Consider the following 23287-nt stretch of genomic DNA (forward strand, 5'->3'; position numbering starts at 1 on the left):
TGGTCTGCAAATAACACAAAAAAAATCGAGTTTAAAAAGTAAAATTAAGATTCGTTTATACTTTTTCTAAATTCTTCCATAAACAATTTTACCGCTTTCTTTTGATAACTGCCAATTGTCAGCATAAACGAATCTCGTTTGGTTACTACGCCTGTAATCTGAATGGCTTTAAGGCTATGCTCCCAACCTTTCAATGCTTTTTCTGCTACAATCGTTGCCCAATCACTGTTTTCTACCATTTGCAATAGCGCATGAATCGAATTTAACTCGATCGAAATTTTCGGATTCATATTGTGTTTTGCAAACAGCAATTCAACATATTCTCTTGAATTAGAACCTTTTCCTGGAAGAATTAATGGCACTTCATCTAATCTCTTAAACGGTATTTTTTCTAATTCAGCTAAAGAGTTCGATTTTGAAACCGCCATAACCATGTTCGAAGTAAACAAAGGCACTTTCTGAATTGGAGGTCCAATCTCATGCGATGAAATTACCAAAACCAAATCCAATTCATTATTAATCAGTTTTTGTTCTAAAGCTTCTGTTGTGCCGTATTCTACGACTATTCTTAAATTCAGATATCGTTTGGCGAAGGCGTTTACAACAGGCAGAATCAATAATCCAAAAATATAGGTTACACCAATTCTGAGCTCTCCGCCAATCATTTCGTTTAAATCTTCAATCGCCTGCTTTCCGTTTTCTACGTTTTCGACCACTTTTTTGGCATGAATCAAGAAAACAGCTCCAGCTTCTGTCAATTGCACTTTCTTACCAATTCGCTTAAACAATGGCATTCCCAATTCTTCTTCAAGTTTCTTTATTTGCTGCGAAAGCCCCGATTGCGTTACAAAACACAATTCTGCCGCTTTGGTAAAATGCAAAACCTCAGCAGTTTTAATAAAATATTGCAGTTGATAGATTTCCATATTGATAAGTTTTACTACTTATTATCAGTAAAATTATTAATTTTTCTAATGAAATCATAATCCCGACCTTTGTATTAAATATTTAGGACTATGTTTAAAGCGTTAAAATCAAAAAATTTCAAGTTGTTCTTTTATGGACAATCTGTTTCAGTAATTGGAACCTGGATGCAGAAAACTGCCGTAAGCTGGATGGTTTATAGCATAACTGGATCTGTTTTTCTACTGGGATTAGCGACTTTTTTAAGCATGATTCCGTCTTTATTTCTGGCACCTCTTGCAGGAAGTATTATTGGACGTTATGACAGACACCGTGCTATGATGGTTTTGCAATCTTTGGCGATGCTTCAAGCCGGAGCTTTGGCTTTGCTTATTTATCTTAAAATTTATAATATCAATTTTATTCTAGCTTTGAGTTTAATTCAAGGAATTATTAATGCTTTTGATATGACTTGCCGTCAGACCATGATGATTGATATTGTCGATAATAAAGAAGATCTTCCAAATGCTGTGGCGCTTAACTCCACTTTAAACAATTTTGCAAGAATCGCTGGACCTGCGCTTGCGGGAATTATTCTGCACCAATATGGAGAAGACATTTGTTTTATCGGGAACTTTATTAGTTACGTGCCTGTCTTGATTTCGCTAATGATGATGAAAATCACACCACATATTAAAGCCGAAAACAAATTGAATATGCTAGACGATCTTATAGAAGGACTTGATTATGTGAAAAAAGAAAGCGAAATGGCAAGAATGCTTTTGATGCTGACTTGCAGCAGTTTGTTTGTAATTTCTTTTAATACTTTGATGCCCGTTTTCGCCAAAGATATTTTTAGCGGAAATGCCGAAACTTTCAGCTGGTTTGAGAGTGCGGCCGGAATTGGTTCTGTTATATCAGCAATTTATTTGGCCAATTTAAAATCGTCTGAAAATATGGGAAAACTAATGATTGCTGCCAGTTTATTGTTAGGTTTCAGTATTATTATTCTAGCAGTTTCAAGTAGTATTACAATTGCATTGATCTGTATGACTTTAAGCGGAATCGGAATGATGGGACAAACCTCATCGATCAACATTTATATTCAGACTCATAGTATTGTTAGCATGCGTTCTAGAAGTATCAGTTATTATATGATGGCATATCAGGGAATGATTCCTGTTGGAAGTTTAATTATCGGTTATGTTTCTCATTCGCTTGGCGTAAGAACTACCGTTGCCATTCAGGGAATTATTTGTATTCTTTCTGTTATTGTTTACGTTTATTATAAAAAACATAAAGCAACTGAAGAAGACTTGGAAACTTGCCCGGTTCCATATCAAAATTCTAAAAACTAAATTCCAATTTCCCACAGTCTTGTCATCCTGACGAAGGAAGGATCACAGTAGTAATTCCGCATGCAAATAAACCAATCTTTATCGAGCTTCTCGCGAAGATTTCTCCTTCGTCGAAATGACAAACTGAACGTTTAATCCATTAAAAACAAACCGACAGGTTTTAAAACCTGTCGGGTTTCGCTATCTTAACGTTGCCGAGTTTCTTATGTGATCCTTCCTTCGTCAGGATGACAAACTGCGCGGTTAAGCGAAATTTTTAATAAAATTTTTAATATAAAAATCCCAAATTCCAACTTTAGATTTTAGAATTTGGGATTTAAAAATATTGGAATTTTTATTTAAAGAGATATCTCGCCACGAAGTGCAGTCTCAAAAATATCTTTAAATTCATTTTGCGGAATATTATGCCCTAACAAATACATTAATTTTGTAATTGCGGCTTCTGTTGTAATGTCTTTTCCAGAAATAACTCCTAGCGATTTTAAAGCAGTACTCGTTTCGTATTGTCCCATATTGACACTTCCTCCAGAACATTGGGTTACGTTTACGATATGCATTCCAGATTTAATGGCTTTTTCTATTAGATTTAAAAACCAATCCTCTGTTGGAGCATTTCCTGAGCCGTAAGTTTCTAGAATAATTCCTCGCAATCCTTTAGTAGAAAGGATTGAAGCTAGAACTACTTCGCTCATTCCAGGAAACATTTTGATGATGGCAACATGATTGTCCAAATTCTTATGAACGATCAGTTTTGCATCTTTATTTACAGGAAGAAATAAATGTCTGTTTAGTTTTAAATGAACACCAGATTCTACCAATTCAGGATAGTTTGGCGCTGTAAAAGCCCTAAAATGTTCTGCATTTACTTTAGAAGTTCGGTTTCCGCGGTATAACTTGTATTCAAAATACAGACAAACCTCATTAATAACTGGCTTTCCATCTTCTAAAAGTGAAGCAATCTGAATTGCTGTAATCAGGTTTTCTTTTGCATCGGTACGCAAATCTCCAATTGGCAATTGCGAACCTGTAAACACAACTGGTTTAGCCAAATTCTCCAGCATAAAACTCAATGCCGAAGCCGAATACGACATAGTATCTGATCCGTGAAGGACAACAAATCCGTCGTAAGCGTTGTAATTTTCCTCGATAATAGTGGCAATTCTTGTCCACATTTCGGGATTCATATTCGAAGAATCAATTGGATCTTCAAATGAAATCGATTCGATTTCACAGTCCAATTGTTTAATTTCTGGAATTTTCTGAATTAATTTACCAAAATTGAAGGCTTTCAGCGCTCCAGTTTCAAAATCTTTGCTCATACCGATGGTTCCTCCGGTATAAACTAATAGTATTCTTGCTTTAGATGACATCTTGGTATTTCAATTTATTGACAACAGGATTAGCATACATAGCCAAAAATCCTTGTCTTGTCACAGGATTATCGCTTCCGATTCTCATTTCTAAACGACGCTCAAAAAGCTGTTTTTCGCTTTCTTTATACTTGTGAGCAAACTTGTCTGTTTCGTTTAAAATATCGTAAGCAATAAAGTTTGTTGGCCATAATTGGTAGTTTTTCAAAATAACATCATCAATAGTTTGTGCCAAAGCCTGAACCTGTTTGTTTGCGTTGTCATTCTCAGCCACAATCTGATCGATTTCTGTATCTAGAACATCGCCAACAGAAATATGTATTCTTTTTTTAGTTCCCATGATACCGCTTATAATGGTCATGAAATCTTCATTTTTGTCTTTTACGTAAACTTCGTTGTTTGCTTCTGCCATTAATTGAGGCATTTTCAAAACATCAGTCGGATCGTATTCATAAGAAATAGAAACTGGAACAATCTTTAATTTCTTGAAATAATCCATTAAATTTTCTTCGTCAGAACCCATTCCAATCATTTTTAAAACTCCTGGATTGGTTTCGTCATTTCCGTCTTTTGTTCTTCCTTCTCTTTGTGCAATCCAAACCGAACGATTTTCGCGAAGCAATAATTGTCCTATGTATTCAGACAATAATTTAGAACTTTGCAGCATTTCTCGAGGCGTTAATCCTCTTAAAACCAAAAAGTTTCTATTTAATTTTGCTAAAGTTGCCAAGAAAGCTTTCTTCACTAAATTATCTCCAATTGCCGAAGCCGTCATTACCAAACCATGTTCGAACAAACAAACATTCAATAAGGTTGTATCTAAAAGAATATCTCTATGGTTTGAGATAAACAGATAAGAAGTATTGGGTTCCAGTTTTTCAAAACCTGAAGTTGTAAGACCTTCAGAGCTTTTTTCTAAAACTTTCTGGATTGTATTGTAAATAAAGTTGCATTGAAAATCACGAATAGAATGTGTTTTCTTTAATTGTTCCTTCCAAACCTCATCTTCCACGTCCGGAAAAGTAAAGTTCATCATGGTTTTCATCATAGGATGATTTACCACACCATGAAGTGCTTCATTTATTTCGGAATCATAAAACGGTCGAATGGCATCAAATCTCTGCATTATTTATTTGGGTTTAAGTGGGCAAAAGAACAAAAAAAAAATTAAAGTTTTGTAAGGCTTAAGTTAAATACCAAAAACGTCCTTTGAATTTTGAGTTGTAATTGTTGCAATTTCTTCGGCAGAAACACTATAAACATCGCTTAATTTGGCAATAACATTGACTAAATAGCTGCTTTCATTTCTTTTCCCTCTGTAAGGAATCGGGGCTAAATACGGCGAATCTGTTTCTAAAACGATGTGTTTTAAATCGATTTGATTTAAAAACTGGTCTATTTTTCCGTTCTTGAAAGTAACAACACCGCCAATTCCTAATTTCATATTGTAAGAAATTGCACGCTCTGCTTGTTCTAAAGTTCCGGAAAAACAATGAAAAATCCCAAATAAATCTTCAGATTTTTCTTCTTCTAAGACTTCAAAGATTTCATCAAATGCTTCTCTGCAATGAATTACGATTGGCAATTTGTATTGTTTTGCAAGCTGAATTTGTCTTTTAAACGCAATTTGCTGTTCTTTTAAATGCGTTTTATCCCAATATAAATCGATTCCGATTTCGCCAACTGCATAGAATTTTCTTTTGGCCAGTTCGTTTTCAACATGCGCCAATTCTTCCAGATAATTATCTTTCACGTAAGTGGGATGTAAACCCATCATTAAGAATATATTTTCAGGATAATTTTTCTCCAAATCGTACATAGATTGAGTCGCGGCAGCATCGATTGCAGGAATAAAAAAACGGGTAATTCCGGCATCAATAGCGCGCTGAATCATTTCGTCACGATCCTGATCAAATTCTTCAGAATACAAATGCGTATGGGTATCGGTAATAATGGGTGTTGAATTCAAGTCTATAATTTTAAAGTAGCAAAATTACGACAATATTAAAAGAATAGCAATTCCGCACGATTGGTACACGGATGAAACGGATTCACTTTGTGAAAACGCTGATAAAAATGGATTTTCTGTATTTGATTAAAAAGAAAAACCTTTGTCAAAGCTTAAACTTTTACAAAGGTCTGAATAATAATAACCAATTTTTTATCATGCTGAGGAACGAAGGATCTCACAAGAAGCTTCGAGGAGAAAACCCCCATTTTTTCTCTCGATCAGCTAGTGCGATCCCTCGTTCTTCAGAACGATAATTGGAGTTATTTTCCTGTTTCTATATATAGCAAAGCGCGTTCCAAAACCTCATCTTTGCCTTGTTGAATGCCTAAAATTGTTGGTTTTATTTCAATATCAGGTACAATTCCTACACGTTGGGTTTCTCTTCTGTCTGGGTAATAAACTCCAATACCAGAAAAATTAGTGTGATAACCACTAAAATCAAATTCAAAAACATTTCCGTCTGCTCCAGCGGTCTGACTTCCAATAATTGTAGTATTTCCAGCTGTTTGAAAACACATCGCCGTCCATTCTGACTGGCTTATAGAATTCTCATCCAATAATACAATCACTTTCCCTTTATAATTTTCTTTATTGTCAAACCCTGCATTTCTTCCATCCGTCCAAAAGTACTTGCCTGGATAGTTTAAATAGGGATAAGTATAAATCACAAATTTCTCTTGTTTAGCATTTAAAAAATTCGAAATTTCTGCATAAGTACCTTGCGGATAATTTCTCATATCAAAAACAATTGCTTTTGTATTTTTTAAAGCTTCAACCATATCTGGAACATTTTTGGGTTTAATAACTCCCATGTTTACGTAACCAATATTATTCTCCAAAAGTTTAAATTTATCTTTCTTTATCTGAGCTCCTTTTTTAAACTCATTTCGATGCGAATCGTGATAGTTAAACCAAGTCATTGACTTTGTTTCGTATTTTCCATCTTTTAAGAATTCTACGTTTACCTTTTCAGATTCGCTCATTAAAATTGTGCGCAGAACTTTATCTAGAAAAGCAACGTCGTTTGAAGCAGAAACAACATCTCTTTTCTCTTCAATAATTTCTTTAATGCTCTTATCGTTTATTTTAGTAATTACAGTTCCAATTTTAATATTATCGACCTCTGCAAGACTATCTCCTAAAATCTCGGTAATTACTAATTTTTCATCTATTACTTTACCTGTTGCAGGAAAATAATAAAAACTCTTTTTTGCTGTTGCAGAAGACGGATAAATGTGAAACTCAACATGAGTATCATTGAGTTTTGCCGCTGCTTTTCTCAATACTTTATAAAAATCTTCTGGTGTTTTGGACTCAACAACAGAAGGCAATAACTCGTTTAAAGTTTTATCCCATTTCTGATCCATTACATATTTGTATGGATAATAATATTCTACCACATTCCAATACGCATAAAGCATTAAAAGCTTTGAATTTTTATTAGTGTAATCAAGATTAAAATAGTTTTTTAAATTTTTAAAACCGTCAAAACTTGGCCCAAATTCTTCATTACTTTGAAATCTATTTTCTTCAATAAATTTTAATTTCTTTGAAAGCTTTTTTGAAAACAGTTTGTCGCTGTTAATCCAACTTAAATCAAAATTTTTATCAAAGAACTTTACGTCTTTTGGTATTGCAATTGGCGCTATTTCTTTTACTGGCCCCAAATCATCAATCCAATTTTCAAGAATTAATGAAAACTCTTCTTTGGTTTGTGCTTTTTCTATTTTAGGCAATTTCTCCAAAAGCTCATTATCCCAATTCAATTCTCCGCCAGCAACTTTGGGATGATAATATTTTAAAAATCCCCAGACTTTACAGGTTGCATAAAGCTTTTCGGTCTCTGTAATTTTAGCGGCGCTAAAAATGCTTTGAGAAAAAACAATAAAAAGCAACAATGTAAACTTCTTCATTAAAAGGGTAGGTTTAGGTTAAATGTTTTGGGCAAATTCCTTTAAAAACAAAATCGAATTTAGAACTAAAATTCCAAATTCGATTGAGGTTTCCCGTAAACGGATAAAATTTTTCTTAATAATTGTATTTTAGTCCAATTCTTCCGAAAGCTGTTCTACTTGATCATAGTCTTCATAATCCTGAGAAATAGTCTGTAAAATGTCTTTACATTCTTTATATTTTCCTTGTTTTAGCTTAGACAAAGCCAGATTCCATTTTGCTTTTTCCTTATAAACAGAATTTCCTGCTTCCAATTCTTTAAAAATAGTTTCTGCCTTTACATATTTGTCAACCTGTAATAAGGATACTGCGTAGAAATATTTAATTTCATCTGAATTATTCTCTTTCAAAATCATTTCAAAAATCGGAATAGCGGTTTCGTATCTTTTTCCGTTGAAATTATTCTCTGCTTGTTTTAAAATGGCTTCAGACACGCCTCTTTCTGTAAAATAAGCGCTTTCTGGATGATTGTAATCTTCAAAATTAGGATAGTGTTTATAATCGAAGAAAAACAGTCCGAACATAATAATCACAGATGCCGCCGCCGCAAAATACCACGGTTTAAGCGAAACCACTTTGTTTTGTTTCTTATGGAAATATTTATCTGAAATTTTAGTGAGGTTTTCTTTAAAGATTTCTCTCTCTTCTTCTTGCCCAAATTTATTTTCCAATTGAAAATGTATTTCTTTGAAACTTTCAAATTCTGAAGCCAGTTCAGTATCTTCAGACAATTGTTTCTCAAAATTGTGTTTTTCATCAACGGTCAGTTCGCCTTGAAGATATTGATCAAATAATATATAGCGTTCTTCGTTCATGATTAATTATTTTTTAAAGAGTTAAAATTTTTCGCTTCTTGAATCCACTGTGTCAGTTGGCCTACGCATAACGATTTCTTTTTACGTACATAACCGTAAGTCACGTTGAGTTTCTCGGCTACTTCTTCCATCGATTTTAAAGAAAAACTAAGTTTCAAAACTTCTTGGCACTTCTCTCCTAGTTTCTGAAACATGGTTTCAAAAAGTTTCTGTTTTTCATCAAATTCTTCGGCTTGCGCAACCAATTCGTGAGCAGATTCATTGATAGATACTACATTCTCATAAATTGTTACCCCTTTATTGGCAGAATTTTTCAATTCGTTCAGCCATCGTCTTTTGCACAATAAGAAAAAATAAGCATCAAAAGGACAGGTCAAAAAAAGTTTACCGGCTTTCGCCTGATTAAAAAGCAGAATCATGATTTCCTGAACTACGTCCTGCGCCTGATCTTTATCTCCGGAGTTATTGGTGATAAACTGCACGACTTTGGGCGCAAATTTTTTATATATCATCTCGATAATCACTGAATCGTTTGCAGCAAGTCCGTCGATATATTTTTGATCAGGATGAATTTTATTTTGATCCATAAAAAGACATTTTACAGCTAATTTAAAAAAAAGAATCCTAAAAACTTTTAAAATAAGAGGTAACAATAATACAATCAATTGTATATAACGAAACAAAAGTCTTTTAAAAACCTTTAAAAAATTAAAAGAAATGAAAAGTTATCAATTTATAGACGAAAAAAACCTAGATCGGTTTTACGAAATAATCGCTGCCAAAACACGCAATGGTTTTGTAATTACAGAACAAAATGAGAAACTGCCTTATGTGGTTTTGTCTAAAGAAAAGAAGACCATAAATCATGCATTTCATTTGTTTCTCAGTATCCTCACTTTTGGTTTTTGGGCAATTGTCTGGATTTATCTTATTCTAAAATTCTCTCGCAAAAAAGACATTTTAGTTGCTGTCGACGAAGACGGAAATTTATTTGAAGACAAATGTATTTCTGCTTAAAACAAAAAAACAGGGGTAACAAATTTTCTACTCCCTTGATATAGCGATATACAAGCCTCTTAAAAATATTTTTAGAAAAGAAGGGTAACAAAATCAAACCCGAATTGATTTAACTAAAAATTAATTAACCAAATCTGAAAATCCTCTGAAAAAATTTCAGAACAGATTTATAAAAAACTAGAAATTATGAAAACAAATTTTAAAAAAATCGGACTTTTAATACTAGCTATGACAATGTTTGCAAGTTGTGACAATACTGACGGAGACGATATTAAACTTTCTCCACCAACTTCGGCAGCATTTAAAAGCATTAGCGAAAAAGGAGTAAAAAGAAACACGCAAAATTTTACCATGACCGCAGGAAATGGTGTTGTCACTTTAACTTCGGCAAAGGGTGTAAAGCTTTCCATTAACGGAGACTGTCTAACCAAAAATGGAAATCCGGTAACTGGACAAGTCGATATAGAATACATTGAACTTTTTGACAAAGGAAATATGCTGGTAACCAATAAACCAACTATGGGACTTACAGCAGACGGAAAGAAAAATCTTTTGATTTCTGGAGGAGAATTCTTCATCAAAGCAACTCAGGGGGGAGTCGAATTACAAACTTCATGCAGTATGAACATGATTGTTCCGACGGCATTGACAAATGGTCTTGATAATTTAATGACTTTATGGACTGGAGTTATTGATGAAGATGGCGAATTGGCCTGGAGAGAAGCAAAAGCAAATGCTGATGGAAATGGTGGAAAAGGTGGCGTACAAGGCGAAGGAAACAATTATTATGTCACTTTTGGAAACTTTGGATGGACAAACGTAGACCGTTTTTACAGCGATCCAAGACCAAAAACAACTCTTTTGGTAGATGTACCAGATGGATACAATAATACAAACAGTGCTGTTTATCTTTCTTATGATGGAGAAGGCACAAATGCTCTTGCTAAACTGGACACCTTTACTGCTCAAGGATTATTTAGCGAGCATTATGGACAAATTCCAATCGGATTAGCATGCCACATCATTTTTGCTACTGAAGATAATGGTAACTGGCGTTATGCAATAAAAGGAGTGACAATTTCTGCCAATGCGGTTTATGAATTTAATTTATCCGAAACAACAGTCGGTACCGAAGCTCAACTGATTGCCGCAATTAATGCCATACAGTAGCTTACAAATGCTTTTTTTAAGAAAAAGTGGTGATTTGCTCATCACTTTTTTTTACATTTAATCTTGTTTGAGATTTCATTCAGAAATTTTTAAACCTCAAAACTATCTAGTTATGAAACCACAACTGTCTATTTTCTTTATTCTATTTTCTATTCTCACAATAGGACAAACCAAAGTGAAAGACACCATAACGCGAAGAGCCAATATAGGTTTTATCCAAAACGGAAATCAGGTTTCTTTTAAACCCGAAACACCTCCTTTGATTCCGATTGCAGGTGCGCCAAAACCAAGTTATTCTTATTTATGGGAATTGGGAGACGGGCATTACAGCAAAGAAGCCGAACCTAAACATGTTTATAAAAACAAAGGAACTTACACCACAAGACTTGCTGTAACCAATAATTACGATAACGGAAAACCTCCAGCAACTCGCCCTAAAAAAGTCGCTGTCAACGATATTACAGAAACCAATTATAAAGACATTGCTTCTATTGCCGACCAAAACGGTTTTGCGATTATTAAAAATTGTGATCCAATTCCAGATCAGGAAATGGTAGTTGTAGTGAGTTACCAAAATCTGGAGAATTATGTTTCTAGCGGAAAGCTTTATTTGTTTTATAATGAAAAGCAATTCAAACACAATAATTTCGAGTTAAGCGATTTCAGAACTTATGCGGGCGAACGTGAAGTAAAAGAAAACTTGGTCGCTGCTGTTGATGATTTAAATGATTCGAATACTTTTCTGGCTTCCGCCGAAGGGAATTTCAAAACCAAAAAATACCGAAATACCACAACAGAAGAAGATCTAGACGCTTCTCTTTTAGACGCGAATAAAACGTATCACAATGTTTCTATTTTAGAATTTGACGATGCAAATCCTGGAGAAACCCGAAATGTTTTTTACACTTTCAAAACTACTCCCGAAATGATAAAAGATACAAGCGCAACAGTTACAATGCGTGGTATTTTTGTGCCGAACAGAAGTTATAAAAACCATAAAGTAAAAAATCTGGAAATGGAAATTGTGACTTCTCATGATCCTAATAAAATGGGGTCTAACGGAAGTTTTATGAATTACAGATTGGTTCGTTTTAAAAGAGTAAATTTTAAAACGCGCTTTCAGAATAATGGTGAAGGTCCTGCAAGAAAAATTCGTTTGGAAACCGATGTTCCGGAGATGTTCGACAAAAAAACTTTTCAGATTGAAAGTATGTATCCCGAATGTCCGATTTGTCCAAAAGGAGAAGAACCAACAGTAAGCTGTCTCGATACGATCATCAAACAGAAACAAATTATTTTCACCTTCAAAAATATTTATCTGCCTGGAAGCGAACAGAAAAATGTACAGGAAAAGGATTCTACGAAAGGTTTTGTAAAATACTCTATGAAGTTTGGCGAAGATTTTCATAAAGTAAAAACCAAAAGCCGAACTGCGATTATATTTGATAAAAATGAACCTATAATCACAAATTACGCCACTACCCGATTCTTGCCCGGAATTTCGATTGGAGCAAAAGCGGGTTATAATTTTTATCCCGATTTAGATAAATCGACCAGTTATTTTGTCGGTGCTACGCTTTCGCCTTTTAAATCGTATCGCTTTTATTGGCAGGTAGAATGGGAAAATGCTTTAAACAAATATAATAGCGCCGTAAATGTCTCCGAAGAGTTTACTACGAATGCCAACGGAACAAGGCAATTGGTGCGCACCACAACTGCAACCGAAAATAAAAATATCAATTGGGAAATTCCAGTTTTAATTCGCTACAATATCAATAATTATATCGGAGTTGGAGCAGGAATTCAGGCGAATGTAAATGTTTATTCAGAACAAAATCAAACGATCACAGTTGATACTTATGAAGGCGATAAAGGAAACTTTTTAATCAGTTCTAATACAAGTTCTAATACGATAAAAAACAATTTCTCGGGCTTTAAAACTGGGCTTTTATTTGATTTGACAGCTGGTTTTGCCAGAATCGGACCAAGTTTGGGCGCACGTTATGTGATTAATTTTGAACAGAATTTTAATTATTTTCAGGTTTATGGGATTTGGAAGTTTTAAAGATTATACCACAGAGAGACACAAAGTATTTTTCTTTTGCGAATCTCTGCGAAAAAATCTTTGTGCATCTCTGCGAAATAAAAAAGCTTAATATGAACTTATATCACTTATATGGTTTTATTTTCCTTTTCCTGAGTCTGAATGTTTTCGGACAAAGTCAGGAAGCTAAAATATATAATGCCGTGGATCGTTTTACCGTAAATCCTTCCGCGGAAGCGTTACAAAATTTAAAAAGTATTGAAATTGATTTTTGGAAAAGTGCCAAACCTAAAACCAAAGAAGAATTACTGGCAATTGTCATTTTAAATTGCAACAAAGCGTATTATGAAAATCAGTTTGGGCAGAATTTGGATGCTATAAAGAGTTATGAAAAAGCTTGGATGGTTTATCAGAAAAACAAACTGAAGAATTATGACATAATTGAATTTTGCTTAAAACCTTTAGGCAATTTGTATACCGTTTTGGGCGATTATGAAAATGCCGAAAATACCATCAAACAATATTATTTTATTGCCAGTCAGCAGAAAAATAAGAGTCAAAAAACAGCTGCAATTCTAAACCTCTCCAATGTTTATCAAAATACCGGTAACGTTTATAAAGCGATAGATTTAATCGAAAAAACAATTCAGACCGAAAAGCTTTCTAATAAAGAAAAAGCTCTTTTGCTGAATAATTTAGGCACAAACTATGTTTTATCTTCTAAAAAATCGGAGGCACAAACTTCTTTTTTGAAAGCGGTTGCTCTTCTAAAAAATGACATATCACAAACCGAAACTTTGGCGAATGCATATCGAAATCTGGCACAGCTGAAAGTAAATGAAAATGATTTTAAAAAAGCATCTGAATACTTTGAAAAAGCCAAAACGGAATTCAATAAAACGCCGAACAGAGAACCTAGAAAAATAGGACAGTTTTATTTTGAAGCTGCTTTTATTGCTTTCAGCGAAGGAAAATTAGCGGAAGCGCAAGAAAATATCACATTAATATTCAAAACACTTCTTCCATCCTTTTCAAATTCCAAAAACAGATTGCCAAATCAGAATTCGCTTTATGCGGAAACCGTTTTATTAGATGCTTTAGATTTGCAGGCTTTGATTTTTTTAGCTGAAAATCAGCCTAAAAATGCCTTGAAAAGTTTTGGGCTTTCTTTTAAAATTGAAGAAACGATCCAGTCGCTTTTGGTTTATGAAAATTCTAAAATTATAACACAAGTCAGAAACCGAAACCGTACTGAAAAATGCATCGAAATCTATCTTTCTCTTTTTGAAAAAGAGAGAAAAATGACTTATTTGGAAAGTGCTTTTCTACTTTCGGAGCAGACAAAATCTATTGTTTTAAAGAATCATTTGAAAAACTTAGAAACGATTTCAAGAGAGGAAAAACTGATTTTACAGCAATTGCAAAATTGGAATGCTACAATTTTAAAAGAACAGCAAAAATTGGAATTGGCCGATATTTCGAAAATCAATGAAGCGGTTAAAAAGCAGAATGAATTGATGCTGCTTTTGAAAACGAAACAAAGTAAAACAGACTCAAAAAAGAATCCTAGCTTTGATCTTTCTGGTCTTTTCACCAAATTAGAAAAAGACAATGCTATATTAATAGAATACTTTTTTGGAGCTCATTGCATTTATAATTTTACTTTAGAAAATAAAAAAATTGCACTGCATAAAATTGAAACAGATGATAAAGACTTACTTTCATTCATAGGTTTATTTAAAGATCCTTCGATAATTGCCAATAATCCTAAAAAGTATAATTTACTTGGAAATAAAATCTATCAGAAACTTCAAATTCCAAAAGTTGAAAAGCACAAAAATTTAATTATTGTTCCTGATGGTATTCTGTCTTTTCTGCCTTTTGAAGCTTTAGTAAGTGAAACTTCAAACACGTCAAATTTTACGAAAATGCATTATTTACTAGACAAGTTTGATATTGCCTACAACAATTCTGCAGAATTGTATTTGAATGCGAATACGCTTTCAAGTGGCAAAAGAAATATTCTAGGTCTTTTTCCTGTTTTCGGAAAAACCAATTACGAACTTCCTTTTTCAAAAAATGAGTTGCAATCTATAAAACACAATTTTGACGGACAGTTTTTTGAAAATGAAAATGCCACTTTTTCAAACTTTAAAAATAATGTTATAGGAAAATCAATTATTCATCTGAGCACACATGCCTCTTCGGGAGATTTTGAAATTCCGGCGAGCATTAAGTTTTACGATCAGGAAATCCTGTTTTCTGAATTGTATAATCTACAGCTCAATCCAGATTTAGTGGTTCTAAGCGCCTGCGAAACAGGAATTGGAAAACTCTATAAAGGCGAAGGCGCTATGAGCATTGCCAGAGGTTTTCAGTTTGCAGGAGCGCAAAATCTATTATTTTCTTTGTGGAATGTAAACGATTATACGACTTCTGTTTTCATGGATTATTTTTATAAAGATCTTAAACATAATTCTTCTTTTGTACACGCAACGGCAAATGCAAAAAGGAAATTTTTAAAAGATGAAAATATTCCCAACGCAAAAAAGTCACCTTATTACTGGAGTGCTTTTGTATATTACGGCACTCTTGAAAAACCCGAAACACAAACCAATTATATCTTCTATATCATTAGTTTTTTGGCTGTAATTGGCTTATTTTTGGGTTTCAATCAGTACAGAAATGGAAAATCTTCACGAAATTCTCAAAAAAGAGAATTATAAAAAAATAAAATTCAAAATCACTAAAACACAGCATTTGCAGATAAAAGCCAAAATAAATGGCATTTCTGGCAATTTCATTTTAGACACAGGCGCATCCAACACTTGCGTGGGTTTTGAGTCTATTGAGCGTTTTGAACTTTCTGCAAAAAACTCTAAAACAAAAGCTTCTGGAGCAGGCGGAACTGGAATGACAACACAGATCTCGTCTCAAAATAAATTGCAATTAGGAAGCTGGAAAAGCAAAAATTTTAGTATCGTAATTTTTGACCTTTCACATGTTAATGAAGCTTTAGAATCTTTTAAGGCCAAAGCCGTTCATGGCATTATTGGCGCTGATGTTTTATTGGAGGGAAAAGCGATTATTGACTATTTTAATCATTATTTGTATTTAAAATAGAAAAATTACAAATAAAAAAATAAGGCTGTCTCAATAATGAGATAGCCTTATTTTTTTTAAACTGCTCCAGCGGAGCAAAATATTTATAGAAATTTCAATTATGTTAATTTAAAAGCTCCAGCGGAGCGACATATTTTTTTTATAATGACTACATATTTCACTCCTCTGGAGCTTTGTTATAGATAATAATACGATTTCTATAAATATTTCGCTTCTCCGAAGCTGATTATTGTTTGTCTAATACCTCAGAAAGGCTTTTTAATTTTTATACGGTTTCTTGATTCTCAATTTCTATTTTTGGAGCAGCATGTTTTTTCAATGAAAAATAAGCAACAACTGTACTCAGCAGCATTAAAACTCCTCCCAAAATAAAAGGTGCTCCTGCAAATTTAAACGGCGCATCATCATGCGTGAAAAAGTAAAATGTATTGGCCATCATAGGCGGACCTATAATCGAAGAAGCACTCATTAAACTGGTTAAAGTTCCTTGAATTTCTCCTTGTTCGCTTGGTGCAACTTTACTGGCTACAACAGATTGCAACGCTGGACCTGCAATTCCGCCAAGGCAATACGGAATTAGAAAGACAAACATCATCCAGCTTTCTGTTGCAAAAGCAAACAATAGCATTCCGATTGTATATAAAGCTAAACCAATGTAGATACTTTTCTCATTTCCTATTTTCGGATTAATATAACGCACCAATCCACCTTGTACCACTCCAACTAATAAACCAATTATCCCTAATGAAATTCCGATCATTCTTTCATCCCAATTGAATTGATAAATGGTGAAGAAACTCCAATTGCTTTGTACAGCATGCGAGCCAACATACAGAAGAAATATTGCGACAATTAATCCGATTAAAGTTGGGTGTTTTCTTAGTCCTAAAATAGCTCCAATTGGGTTGGCACGTTTCCAATCAAATGGTCTGCGGTTTTCTTTTTTAAGCGATTCCGGCAGAATGAAAAATCCGTAAAGGAAATTCAGCATACATAAAACTGCTGCCGCATAAAAAGGAACTCTTGATCCATATTGTCCTAAAAGCCCACCAATAACTGGTCCGATGATAAAACCTAATCCGAAAGCAGCTCCAACTAATCCGAAGTTTTTGGCCCTGTTTTCAGGCGTACTAACGTCGGCAATATAAGCCGAAGCGGTTGTAATACTTGCGCCGGTAACTCCAGCGATAATTCTTCCGATAAAAAGCCAAATAATAGTTGGCGAAAATGCCAATAAAAGATAATCTAATGAAAATCCGAAAAGGGAAATCAAGATAATTGGCCTTCTTCCAAATTTATCGCTTAAATTTCCAATAACGGGAGCAAATACAAACTGAGTTATCGCATACGCGAAAGTCAACCAGCCACCAATTTTTGCGGCTTCACTAATGTCTCCGTGAATCAATTCTTCGATTAATTTTGGTATTACAGGAATAATAATTCCCCATCCTGTAATGTCTATTAACATGGTTATAAAAATAAAACCAATAGCTGCTGACTTGTCTTTTTGTAGCATAGTTGTTTTTGTAAGGTGATGCAAATAAACAGATTTTTCAATTAACATTAAAAAAAATCCAAATTCCAATTTGAAGAACGTAGTATTGAATTATTAAAACTTATATTTTTTTCACGCAGATTTTTAATCTGATCTGCTAAAATCTGTAAAATCTGCCTGAAATAATTTTAAAGAATCAATAAAAAAATCCCAAATTCCAATTTAAAGGAATCTGGGATTTTTCATTGTGAAATTCCGAATTCGGGCTCGGAATTCCACTATCAAAAATTAAAACTATTAATGAGTGTGTTTAGGATTAAAACCGTCTTCGCTTAATTCAGTATGCACATAATCGGCATGCATTTCAGCTTCGTAGTCGATTTTTTCTCCTTTAGAGAATTTTCTAATGATTTTCTCCATAATATCATAGATTACAGGAACCACAATTAACGTAAGGAATAATGAAGAAATCAAACCTCCAATAATTACCCATGCCAATCCGTTTTTCCATTCTGCTCCTGCTCCAGATGCTAATGCAATCGGGAACATACCAAACACCATCGCAATTGTCGTCATCAAGATCGGACGTAAACGTGCGTGGTTTGCTTGGATTAGAGCATTTCTAATTGATTCTCCAGCTGCTCTTCGCTGATTCGTATAATCGACAAGCATGATCGCATTCTTACACACAAGACCAATCAACATGATTACCCCTAAGATGGTAAAGATATTTAAGGTGTTGTTTGTCAATGCCAGTGCGAATAAAACCCCAATGAACGAAAGCGGAATAGCGAACAATACAACAAACGGGTGAACGAAACTGTCATATAATCCAACCATTACAAGGTAAACTAAGATAATAGCAGCTAATAATGCGATTCCTAAAGTACCAAATCCTTCTGATTGGTTCTCTTGGTCACCACCCCAGATGTAATTAACTCCTGTAGGTTTTTGCAATTTATCTAATTTCGCCTGCCATTGCTGAACGATTGTTCCTGCTGGTACTCCAACGTTCTGACCTTGCACGGTTACAGAAGCTGTTTTATCTCTACGCTCCAATTTACTTGGCCCAGAACCTTCCGTAATTGTAGCAAATTGGTTTAATTTAATTTGCTGACCTGCATTGTTGATGAAAATCAAATTACTAACGTCTGTGATGTTTTTTCTATCAAATTCGTTGTATTTAATGTTGATATCGTACTCGTATTCACCAGCTCTAAATTTACCGTCTGTGTTACCACTATAAGCTGTCTGCATGGTTAAACCAACTGTTTGAAGTGTTAATCCTAATGCAGCCATTTTATCTCTATCAACCTGAACGTTGATTTCAGGGTTTCCGTCCTCAACTGTTAATTTAATCTCAGTTGTTCCAGGAATAGTACGTAATTCAGCTTCAGCCATTTTTGCAAATTTCATTGCACTTTCTACGTTCGGACCTGTTACAATCAAACCTAAAGTTGCATCCTCAGCAGTACCTAAGATACCTACTGGAACTGTTTTTACTTTTGCTCCAACTAAAACTTTTTCCAGTTTACGTTTTACTTTTGCAGCGTATACGTTGGCGTCGTCTGTACGATCTTTTTGATCGATCATTTTAACGTCAATCTCTGCTTTGTATGCAGTTGCCTGAGCAGCTCCTAAACCTTCACTGGTTTGACCCACTGTTGTAATCTGGCTGAAAACATATTTCTCTCCTTTTAAGAAAGCTTCTGCTTTTTGCGTCATAAAGTTAGTTTGCTCTAACGAAGCGTCTTTTGGCATCTCGATTTGTACTAAGAACTCACCACTATCAGATGATGCGAAGAACTCTCCTCCAATATATCCACCTCCCATTAACCAGAAGATCGTTCCAAAAAACATTACTACAACTACAACTATTGTTTTAATATAGTGATCTAAACACCAGTTAAGCAAGTTTGATACCCAGTTTGTAAAACGAGTCAAATAGCTTTCGAAACCAAGAATAATTCTTCCGAAAAGATTTTTACCTTCAATATGCTCTAGTTTTCCAAAACGAGAAGATAACCACGGAATAATTGTAAACGAAGCCAACAATGAGAACATTGTAGAAATAATTACAGTAACACAGAATTGTGTAATAATGTTTGATACCAATCCGGTACTCATTGCAATTGGCAAGAACACTACCACAATTACTAATGTAATCGAAGTTACGGTTGCTCCAATTTCGGCAGTTCCATCATAAGCCGCACGAATTCGGCTTTTACCCATCTCCATGTGTCGGTAAATATTCTCTAGTACCACAATCGCGTCATCCACAAGAATACCTACAACAAGAGATAAACCAAGTAAAGACATTAAGTTAAGTGTGTAACCTAATAAATAAATTCCGATAAATGTCGCAATCAAAGATGCTGGAATAGATACCATTACGATCAATGAGTTTCGAATACTGTGCAAGAAGAACAACATTACGAATGCTACCAGAATAACCGCAATTAACAAGTCATGTACAACAGAATCTGCTGCTTCAAGCGTAAAGACAGTACTGTCTTTTGCTACTTCCAATTTCAATTGAGCCGATTTGTAATCGTTTTCTAGTGTCTTAATTGTCTTAATCAATTGCTCACTTACCGCAACGGCATTAGCATCTGATTGTTTTACAATTTGAAGTACAATTGCACTTTTTTGATCTACACGAGCAATTTTCTCTGCAATTTTTTGTGTATCCTGAACGTCGGCGATATCTCCTAAACGAATTTGAATTCCGTTTTGAGAAGAAACCACTAAGTTTCTTAATTCGTCAACATTCTTATATTTACCCGCTAAACGGATTAAGATTTTTTGGTTACGAGTCTGGATATTACCTGTAGGGAAATCCAAGTTTGAACTCAAAATAGTTTGCTGTACTTGTGGAACTGAAAGTCCGTAACCTTGCATTTTTACTGCATCAAGGTTTACCTGAATCTCACGCTCTTGACCACCAATAATGTTTACCTGAGCAACCCCTTGTACACGAGATAAAACTGGCGCAATCTTTTTATCGATCAAATCGTAGAAAGCTGCTTCGTCCATTTTACCATTCGCACCAAGTGTCATAATCGGTAAATCACTCAAAGAGAATTTAGTCAATGACGGCGGATCAGCATCATCTGGAAGATCACTTAAAATTGCATTAATTTTACGCTGTGCATCATTCATCGAAATATCAACATTCGCATTTGAAGTCAATGTAATTGACACAATCGAAAGACTCTCATAAGATTTCGAATCGATTTTCTTGATATTTTCTAAAGACGCAATCGCATCTTCAATTTTCTTTGTTACTGTATTTTCAACCTCACTCGGAGAAGCTCCTGGATATACAGTTGAAACCGTAATAACGTTGGTTTCGAATTTTGGGATCAGCTCGTAGCCTAATTGGCTATAACTGAACAATCCACCTAGTGTCAGAATTGTAAACAATACAATTACCAACGACGGACGTTTTATGGATATTTCGGCTAATTTCATATATTTTTTCTTTATGCTTTAAGCTGTAGGCAATAGGCTTTAAGCTTTGGAATTGCTTATAGCCTATAGCTTAATGCTTATAGCCAAATAATTATTTAATAATTTCTACTGTATTTCCGTCTTGTAGGTTGATTTGACCAGTCACAATTACAGTTTCTCCATCATTTAAACCATTGATAATTTCAACTTTATCTCCTAAGATTCTTCCAGCTATTACTTTTCTTAGTTTAGCAACACCGTTTTCTACAACAAAAATTTCGTTACTGCTCACACTTCCAACAAAAGCATTTCTAGGAACAACTTTTAAGTTTTGTTTTTGACTCTTCGCGCCAAAGTTTGCCGTTCCGTACATACCTGCTTTTAAGTCGTTATTAGCATTGTTTGTAATTTCAATTTCTACAGGGAAATTTAAAGATGCATCAGCTTTTGCAGCGATGAAAGTAATTTTTCCGCTAAATGATTTATCAGGATAAACACTTGCTGTAATGTCTACAGTTTGTCCTAATTTTAAACTAGCAACTTGACTTTCGTTTACCGTAACAGTCAATTTTAATTTAGAAACATTTACAATATCAAATAAAGCAGTTGCAGGCATTCCGGCTAAAATAGATCCTGGCTCAATATATTTTTTATTGATGTATCCATTGATTGGCGCTTTTACTCTTGTATCTCCAACATTAATTTTAGCTTGAGTATAATTAGATTGAGCATTAGTTAAAGCTAATTTTGCTTGATCTAATTGCTGTTTTGTAACACCACCAGTTTTGAAAGCATTTTCATATCTAGCATAATCAGATTTCGCATTTTGATATGCTGCTTCAGCTGCTTGAGCATTTACATTGATAACGTCACCTCTTACTGTTAAAAGAGTTTGGCCTACTCTTACATAGTCACCTTCTTTAACTAAAACACTAATTACTTTTCCAGATTTTTCAGCAGAGAAAGTCAATTCCTGAATTGGTGCGAAGTTTCCGTTTGCAGTAAAACCTAAGTTAACATCTTCTGTTTTTACTGTAGCCACTTTTACAGAAACCGCAGCGTTTTTTTCTGCTACAATTGCTGTTTTTGCTTCATTTTCTGCCTTGTTCTTATTTAGAATGTAGTTAATCCCGACAAAAGCCACGACTATGATTACGATTGTTATAATTATTTTCTTCATTGTAATAATTTGTTATTTAGTAAGAGATTTAAGTTCGCCTTTCGATTTGATTAGAGATATTTCGGCAATTTTATAATTTAAAACTGCTCTTGTAAAGTTATTTTGAGCTTCAAGCGATGCATTTTCTGCATCTAGCAAATCGGTTAAAGATGCTAATCCTTGAAGATAATTGTTTTTAGTATTGCTTAAAATATCTAGCGCTAAACGCATATTTTCTCTCTGATTCTCAATAGTTACAAGATTATTATTAATCTGCGCCATTGCATTTTTATAATCTAAATCAAGAGATAGTTTAGTGTCTTTGATGTCTTCTTGAAGTTCTCTAATTTGAACATCAGCTTGTCTTACTTTTGCACGAGTTCCAAAACCTGTAAAGATTGGTACGTGTAAGTTTAAAGCAACTGCAGAGAAGTCTGACCAATACACTCCTTTTTCTGGTTTTGCAAACCAAGGCATTTCAGGTCCTTGTCCGATATAATTATATCCTGCAGATAATGAAAGTGTCGGATAATAACCTGCTTCAACTGCCTTTTTATTAAATATTAAAAGTTCTTCTTGTTTTTTCAAAAGCAAATATTCTGTTCTGTTTTCAATATTTGGCTCTTGTGTTAAAGCAGCTGGCACTACTTGAAATTCTTCTTTAGGCATAACGATTTGAGTTTCGATAGGCATACCCATGTAAAACTTTAATGCATTTTCCTGTAATTCGATCTGATTTTTAACTTGCTGACGATCTGTATCGATGTTAGACATTTTTACGATAATACGATCTAAGTCAATTTTTTTTGCCAAACCGTTATTAAACTGTCCTTGAACAATATCACGAACTTTTTGCGTATTTACATAGTTACTGTCTAATAAAATAAGTCTTTCTTTTTGTACATAAACTGAATAGTAGTTATTTGCAACTCTTTCAATAACTTGTTCTTCAGTTAACTGATCATTGATCTGATAAAATTCACGAGTTGTTTTTGCAGCTCTTAAACCTGTAAAAACAGATTGATCAAATAACGCTTGAGTTAAAGAAACACCTGCTGTCGAAGTCCATTTTTGACCAAACGCCGCCTGAATTGTAGTTCCTGGCGCACCAAATGCAGCTCCATCAATAACTGTAGTCTGAATTACCGGATTATACGTTAAACTTCCGTTTGCACTAATTTGTGGTAAGGCTCTTGAACGTACTTCCTGAATCTGGTACTCACTATTTTCTACCTGAAGTTTTGCTTTTTTCGCATCGGCTTTATTTTGAAGCGCATAATTGACAGCATCTTTCAGGGTTAAAGTGGTTTGTGCGTTGACAGACAAGCCAATGGTGCACAAAAATATAAGAAGGATTCTTTTCATAAGTAGTTAAATATTTATTTTTTAAATTTTGAGATAGTATCGTCATCTTCC

Annotated in this window: 17 protein-coding genes; 6 read left to right on the top strand and 11 right to left on the bottom strand. The window is 34.2% G+C overall.

Features of this window, described 5'->3' with window-relative positions; all coding sequences use genetic code 11:
• Positions 1-44: 44 nt before the first annotated feature.
• Positions 45-926 carry a LysR substrate-binding domain-containing protein gene (locus LPB248_RS09945; protein WP_177211293.1) on the bottom strand — a complete coding sequence of 294 codons (882 nt, stop codon included), beginning with the start codon at positions 924-926 and terminating at the stop codon, positions 45-47.
• A gap of 90 nt (positions 927-1016) precedes the next feature.
• On the opposite strand from LPB248_RS09945, the gene LPB248_RS09950 reads away from it, so the two are divergent.
• A complete protein-coding gene (locus tag LPB248_RS09950; protein WP_177211294.1) occupies positions 1017-2261 on the top strand; it encodes an MFS transporter in 1245 nt (414 codons plus the stop codon).
• A 338-nt stretch (positions 2262-2599) separates the two neighbouring features.
• On the opposite strand, the gene LPB248_RS09955 is transcribed toward LPB248_RS09950, so the two are convergent.
• The 6 genes from LPB248_RS09955 to LPB248_RS09980 form a co-directional block, all read right to left on the bottom strand.
• The gene (locus LPB248_RS09955; protein ID WP_177211295.1) at positions 2600-3631 is read right to left on the bottom strand and encodes an asparaginase; all 1032 of its coding nucleotides are present in this window, start codon (positions 3629-3631) and stop codon (positions 2600-2602) included.
• Positions 3621-4757, bottom strand: a complete 1137-nt coding sequence (locus LPB248_RS09960; protein ID WP_177211296.1) for a 1-acyl-sn-glycerol-3-phosphate acyltransferase — start codon at positions 4755-4757, stop codon at positions 3621-3623. Before LPB248_RS09960 ends, LPB248_RS09955 begins: the two co-directional genes overlap by 11 nt.
• Positions 4758-4820: 63 nt before the next feature.
• Positions 4821-5600 (bottom strand): TatD family hydrolase, encoded by a 780-nt coding sequence (locus LPB248_RS09965; protein ID WP_177211297.1) that lies wholly within the window; start codon positions 5598-5600, stop codon positions 4821-4823.
• Between the two features lie 302 nt (positions 5601-5902).
• Complete coding sequence (locus LPB248_RS09970) at positions 5903-7555, bottom strand: S41 family peptidase (RefSeq protein ID WP_177211298.1); 1653 nt, start codon at positions 7553-7555, stop codon at positions 5903-5905.
• A gap of 129 nt (positions 7556-7684) precedes the next feature.
• The gene (locus LPB248_RS09975) at positions 7685-8410 is read right to left on the bottom strand and encodes a tetratricopeptide repeat protein (RefSeq protein ID WP_177211299.1); all 726 of its coding nucleotides are present in this window, start codon (positions 8408-8410) and stop codon (positions 7685-7687) included.
• 2 nt (positions 8411-8412) lie between these two features.
• Complete coding sequence (locus LPB248_RS09980; protein ID WP_177211300.1) at positions 8413-8997, bottom strand: RNA polymerase sigma factor; 585 nt, start codon at positions 8995-8997, stop codon at positions 8413-8415.
• A 130-nt stretch (positions 8998-9127) separates the two neighbouring features.
• Here LPB248_RS09980 and LPB248_RS09985 point away from each other — a divergent pair, with 130 nt between their 5' ends.
• From LPB248_RS09985 to LPB248_RS10005, 5 genes are all read left to right on the top strand, one after another.
• Positions 9128-9427: a hypothetical protein gene (locus tag LPB248_RS09985; protein WP_177211301.1), complete on the top strand. Its 300-nt coding sequence runs from the start codon at positions 9128-9130 to the stop codon at positions 9425-9427.
• 186 nt (positions 9428-9613) lie between these two features.
• The gene (locus LPB248_RS09990) at positions 9614-10597 is read left to right on the top strand and encodes a hypothetical protein (protein ID WP_177211302.1); all 984 of its coding nucleotides are present in this window, start codon (positions 9614-9616) and stop codon (positions 10595-10597) included.
• 112 nt (positions 10598-10709) lie between these two features.
• Complete coding sequence (locus LPB248_RS09995) at positions 10710-12662, top strand: PKD domain-containing protein (RefSeq protein WP_177211303.1); 1953 nt, start codon at positions 10710-10712, stop codon at positions 12660-12662.
• Between the two features lie 92 nt (positions 12663-12754).
• A complete protein-coding gene (locus LPB248_RS10000) occupies positions 12755-15367 on the top strand; it encodes a CHAT domain-containing protein (protein WP_177211304.1) in 2613 nt (870 codons plus the stop codon).
• Positions 15327-15764 (top strand): retropepsin-like aspartic protease, encoded by a 438-nt coding sequence (locus LPB248_RS10005; protein WP_177211305.1) that lies wholly within the window; start codon positions 15327-15329, stop codon positions 15762-15764. Before LPB248_RS10000 ends, LPB248_RS10005 begins: the two co-directional genes overlap by 41 nt.
• A gap of 265 nt (positions 15765-16029) precedes the next feature.
• Here LPB248_RS10005 and LPB248_RS10010 read toward each other — a convergent pair whose 3' ends face one another.
• The 4 genes from LPB248_RS10010 to LPB248_RS10025 form a co-directional block, all read right to left on the bottom strand.
• Positions 16030-17328 (bottom strand): TCR/Tet family MFS transporter, encoded by a 1299-nt coding sequence (locus LPB248_RS10010; RefSeq protein WP_410504066.1) that lies wholly within the window; start codon positions 17326-17328, stop codon positions 16030-16032.
• A 228-nt stretch (positions 17329-17556) separates the two neighbouring features.
• Positions 17557-20733 carry an efflux RND transporter permease subunit gene (locus LPB248_RS10015; RefSeq protein ID WP_177211307.1) on the bottom strand — a complete coding sequence of 1059 codons (3177 nt, stop codon included), beginning with the start codon at positions 20731-20733 and terminating at the stop codon, positions 17557-17559.
• A gap of 91 nt (positions 20734-20824) precedes the next feature.
• On the bottom strand, positions 20825-21892 hold the full coding sequence (locus LPB248_RS10020) for an efflux RND transporter periplasmic adaptor subunit (protein ID WP_177211308.1): 1068 nt from the start codon (positions 21890-21892) through the stop codon (positions 20825-20827).
• 12 nt (positions 21893-21904) lie between these two features.
• Positions 21905-23236, bottom strand: coding sequence for a TolC family protein (locus LPB248_RS10025; protein ID WP_177211309.1), 1332 nt, complete (start codon positions 23234-23236; stop codon positions 21905-21907).
• Positions 23237-23287: the final 51 nt, after the last annotated feature.

This window comes from Flavobacterium sp. LPB0248 (genome assembly GCF_013388355.1).
Taxonomy (GTDB): Bacteria; Bacteroidota; Bacteroidia; order Flavobacteriales; family Flavobacteriaceae; genus Flavobacterium.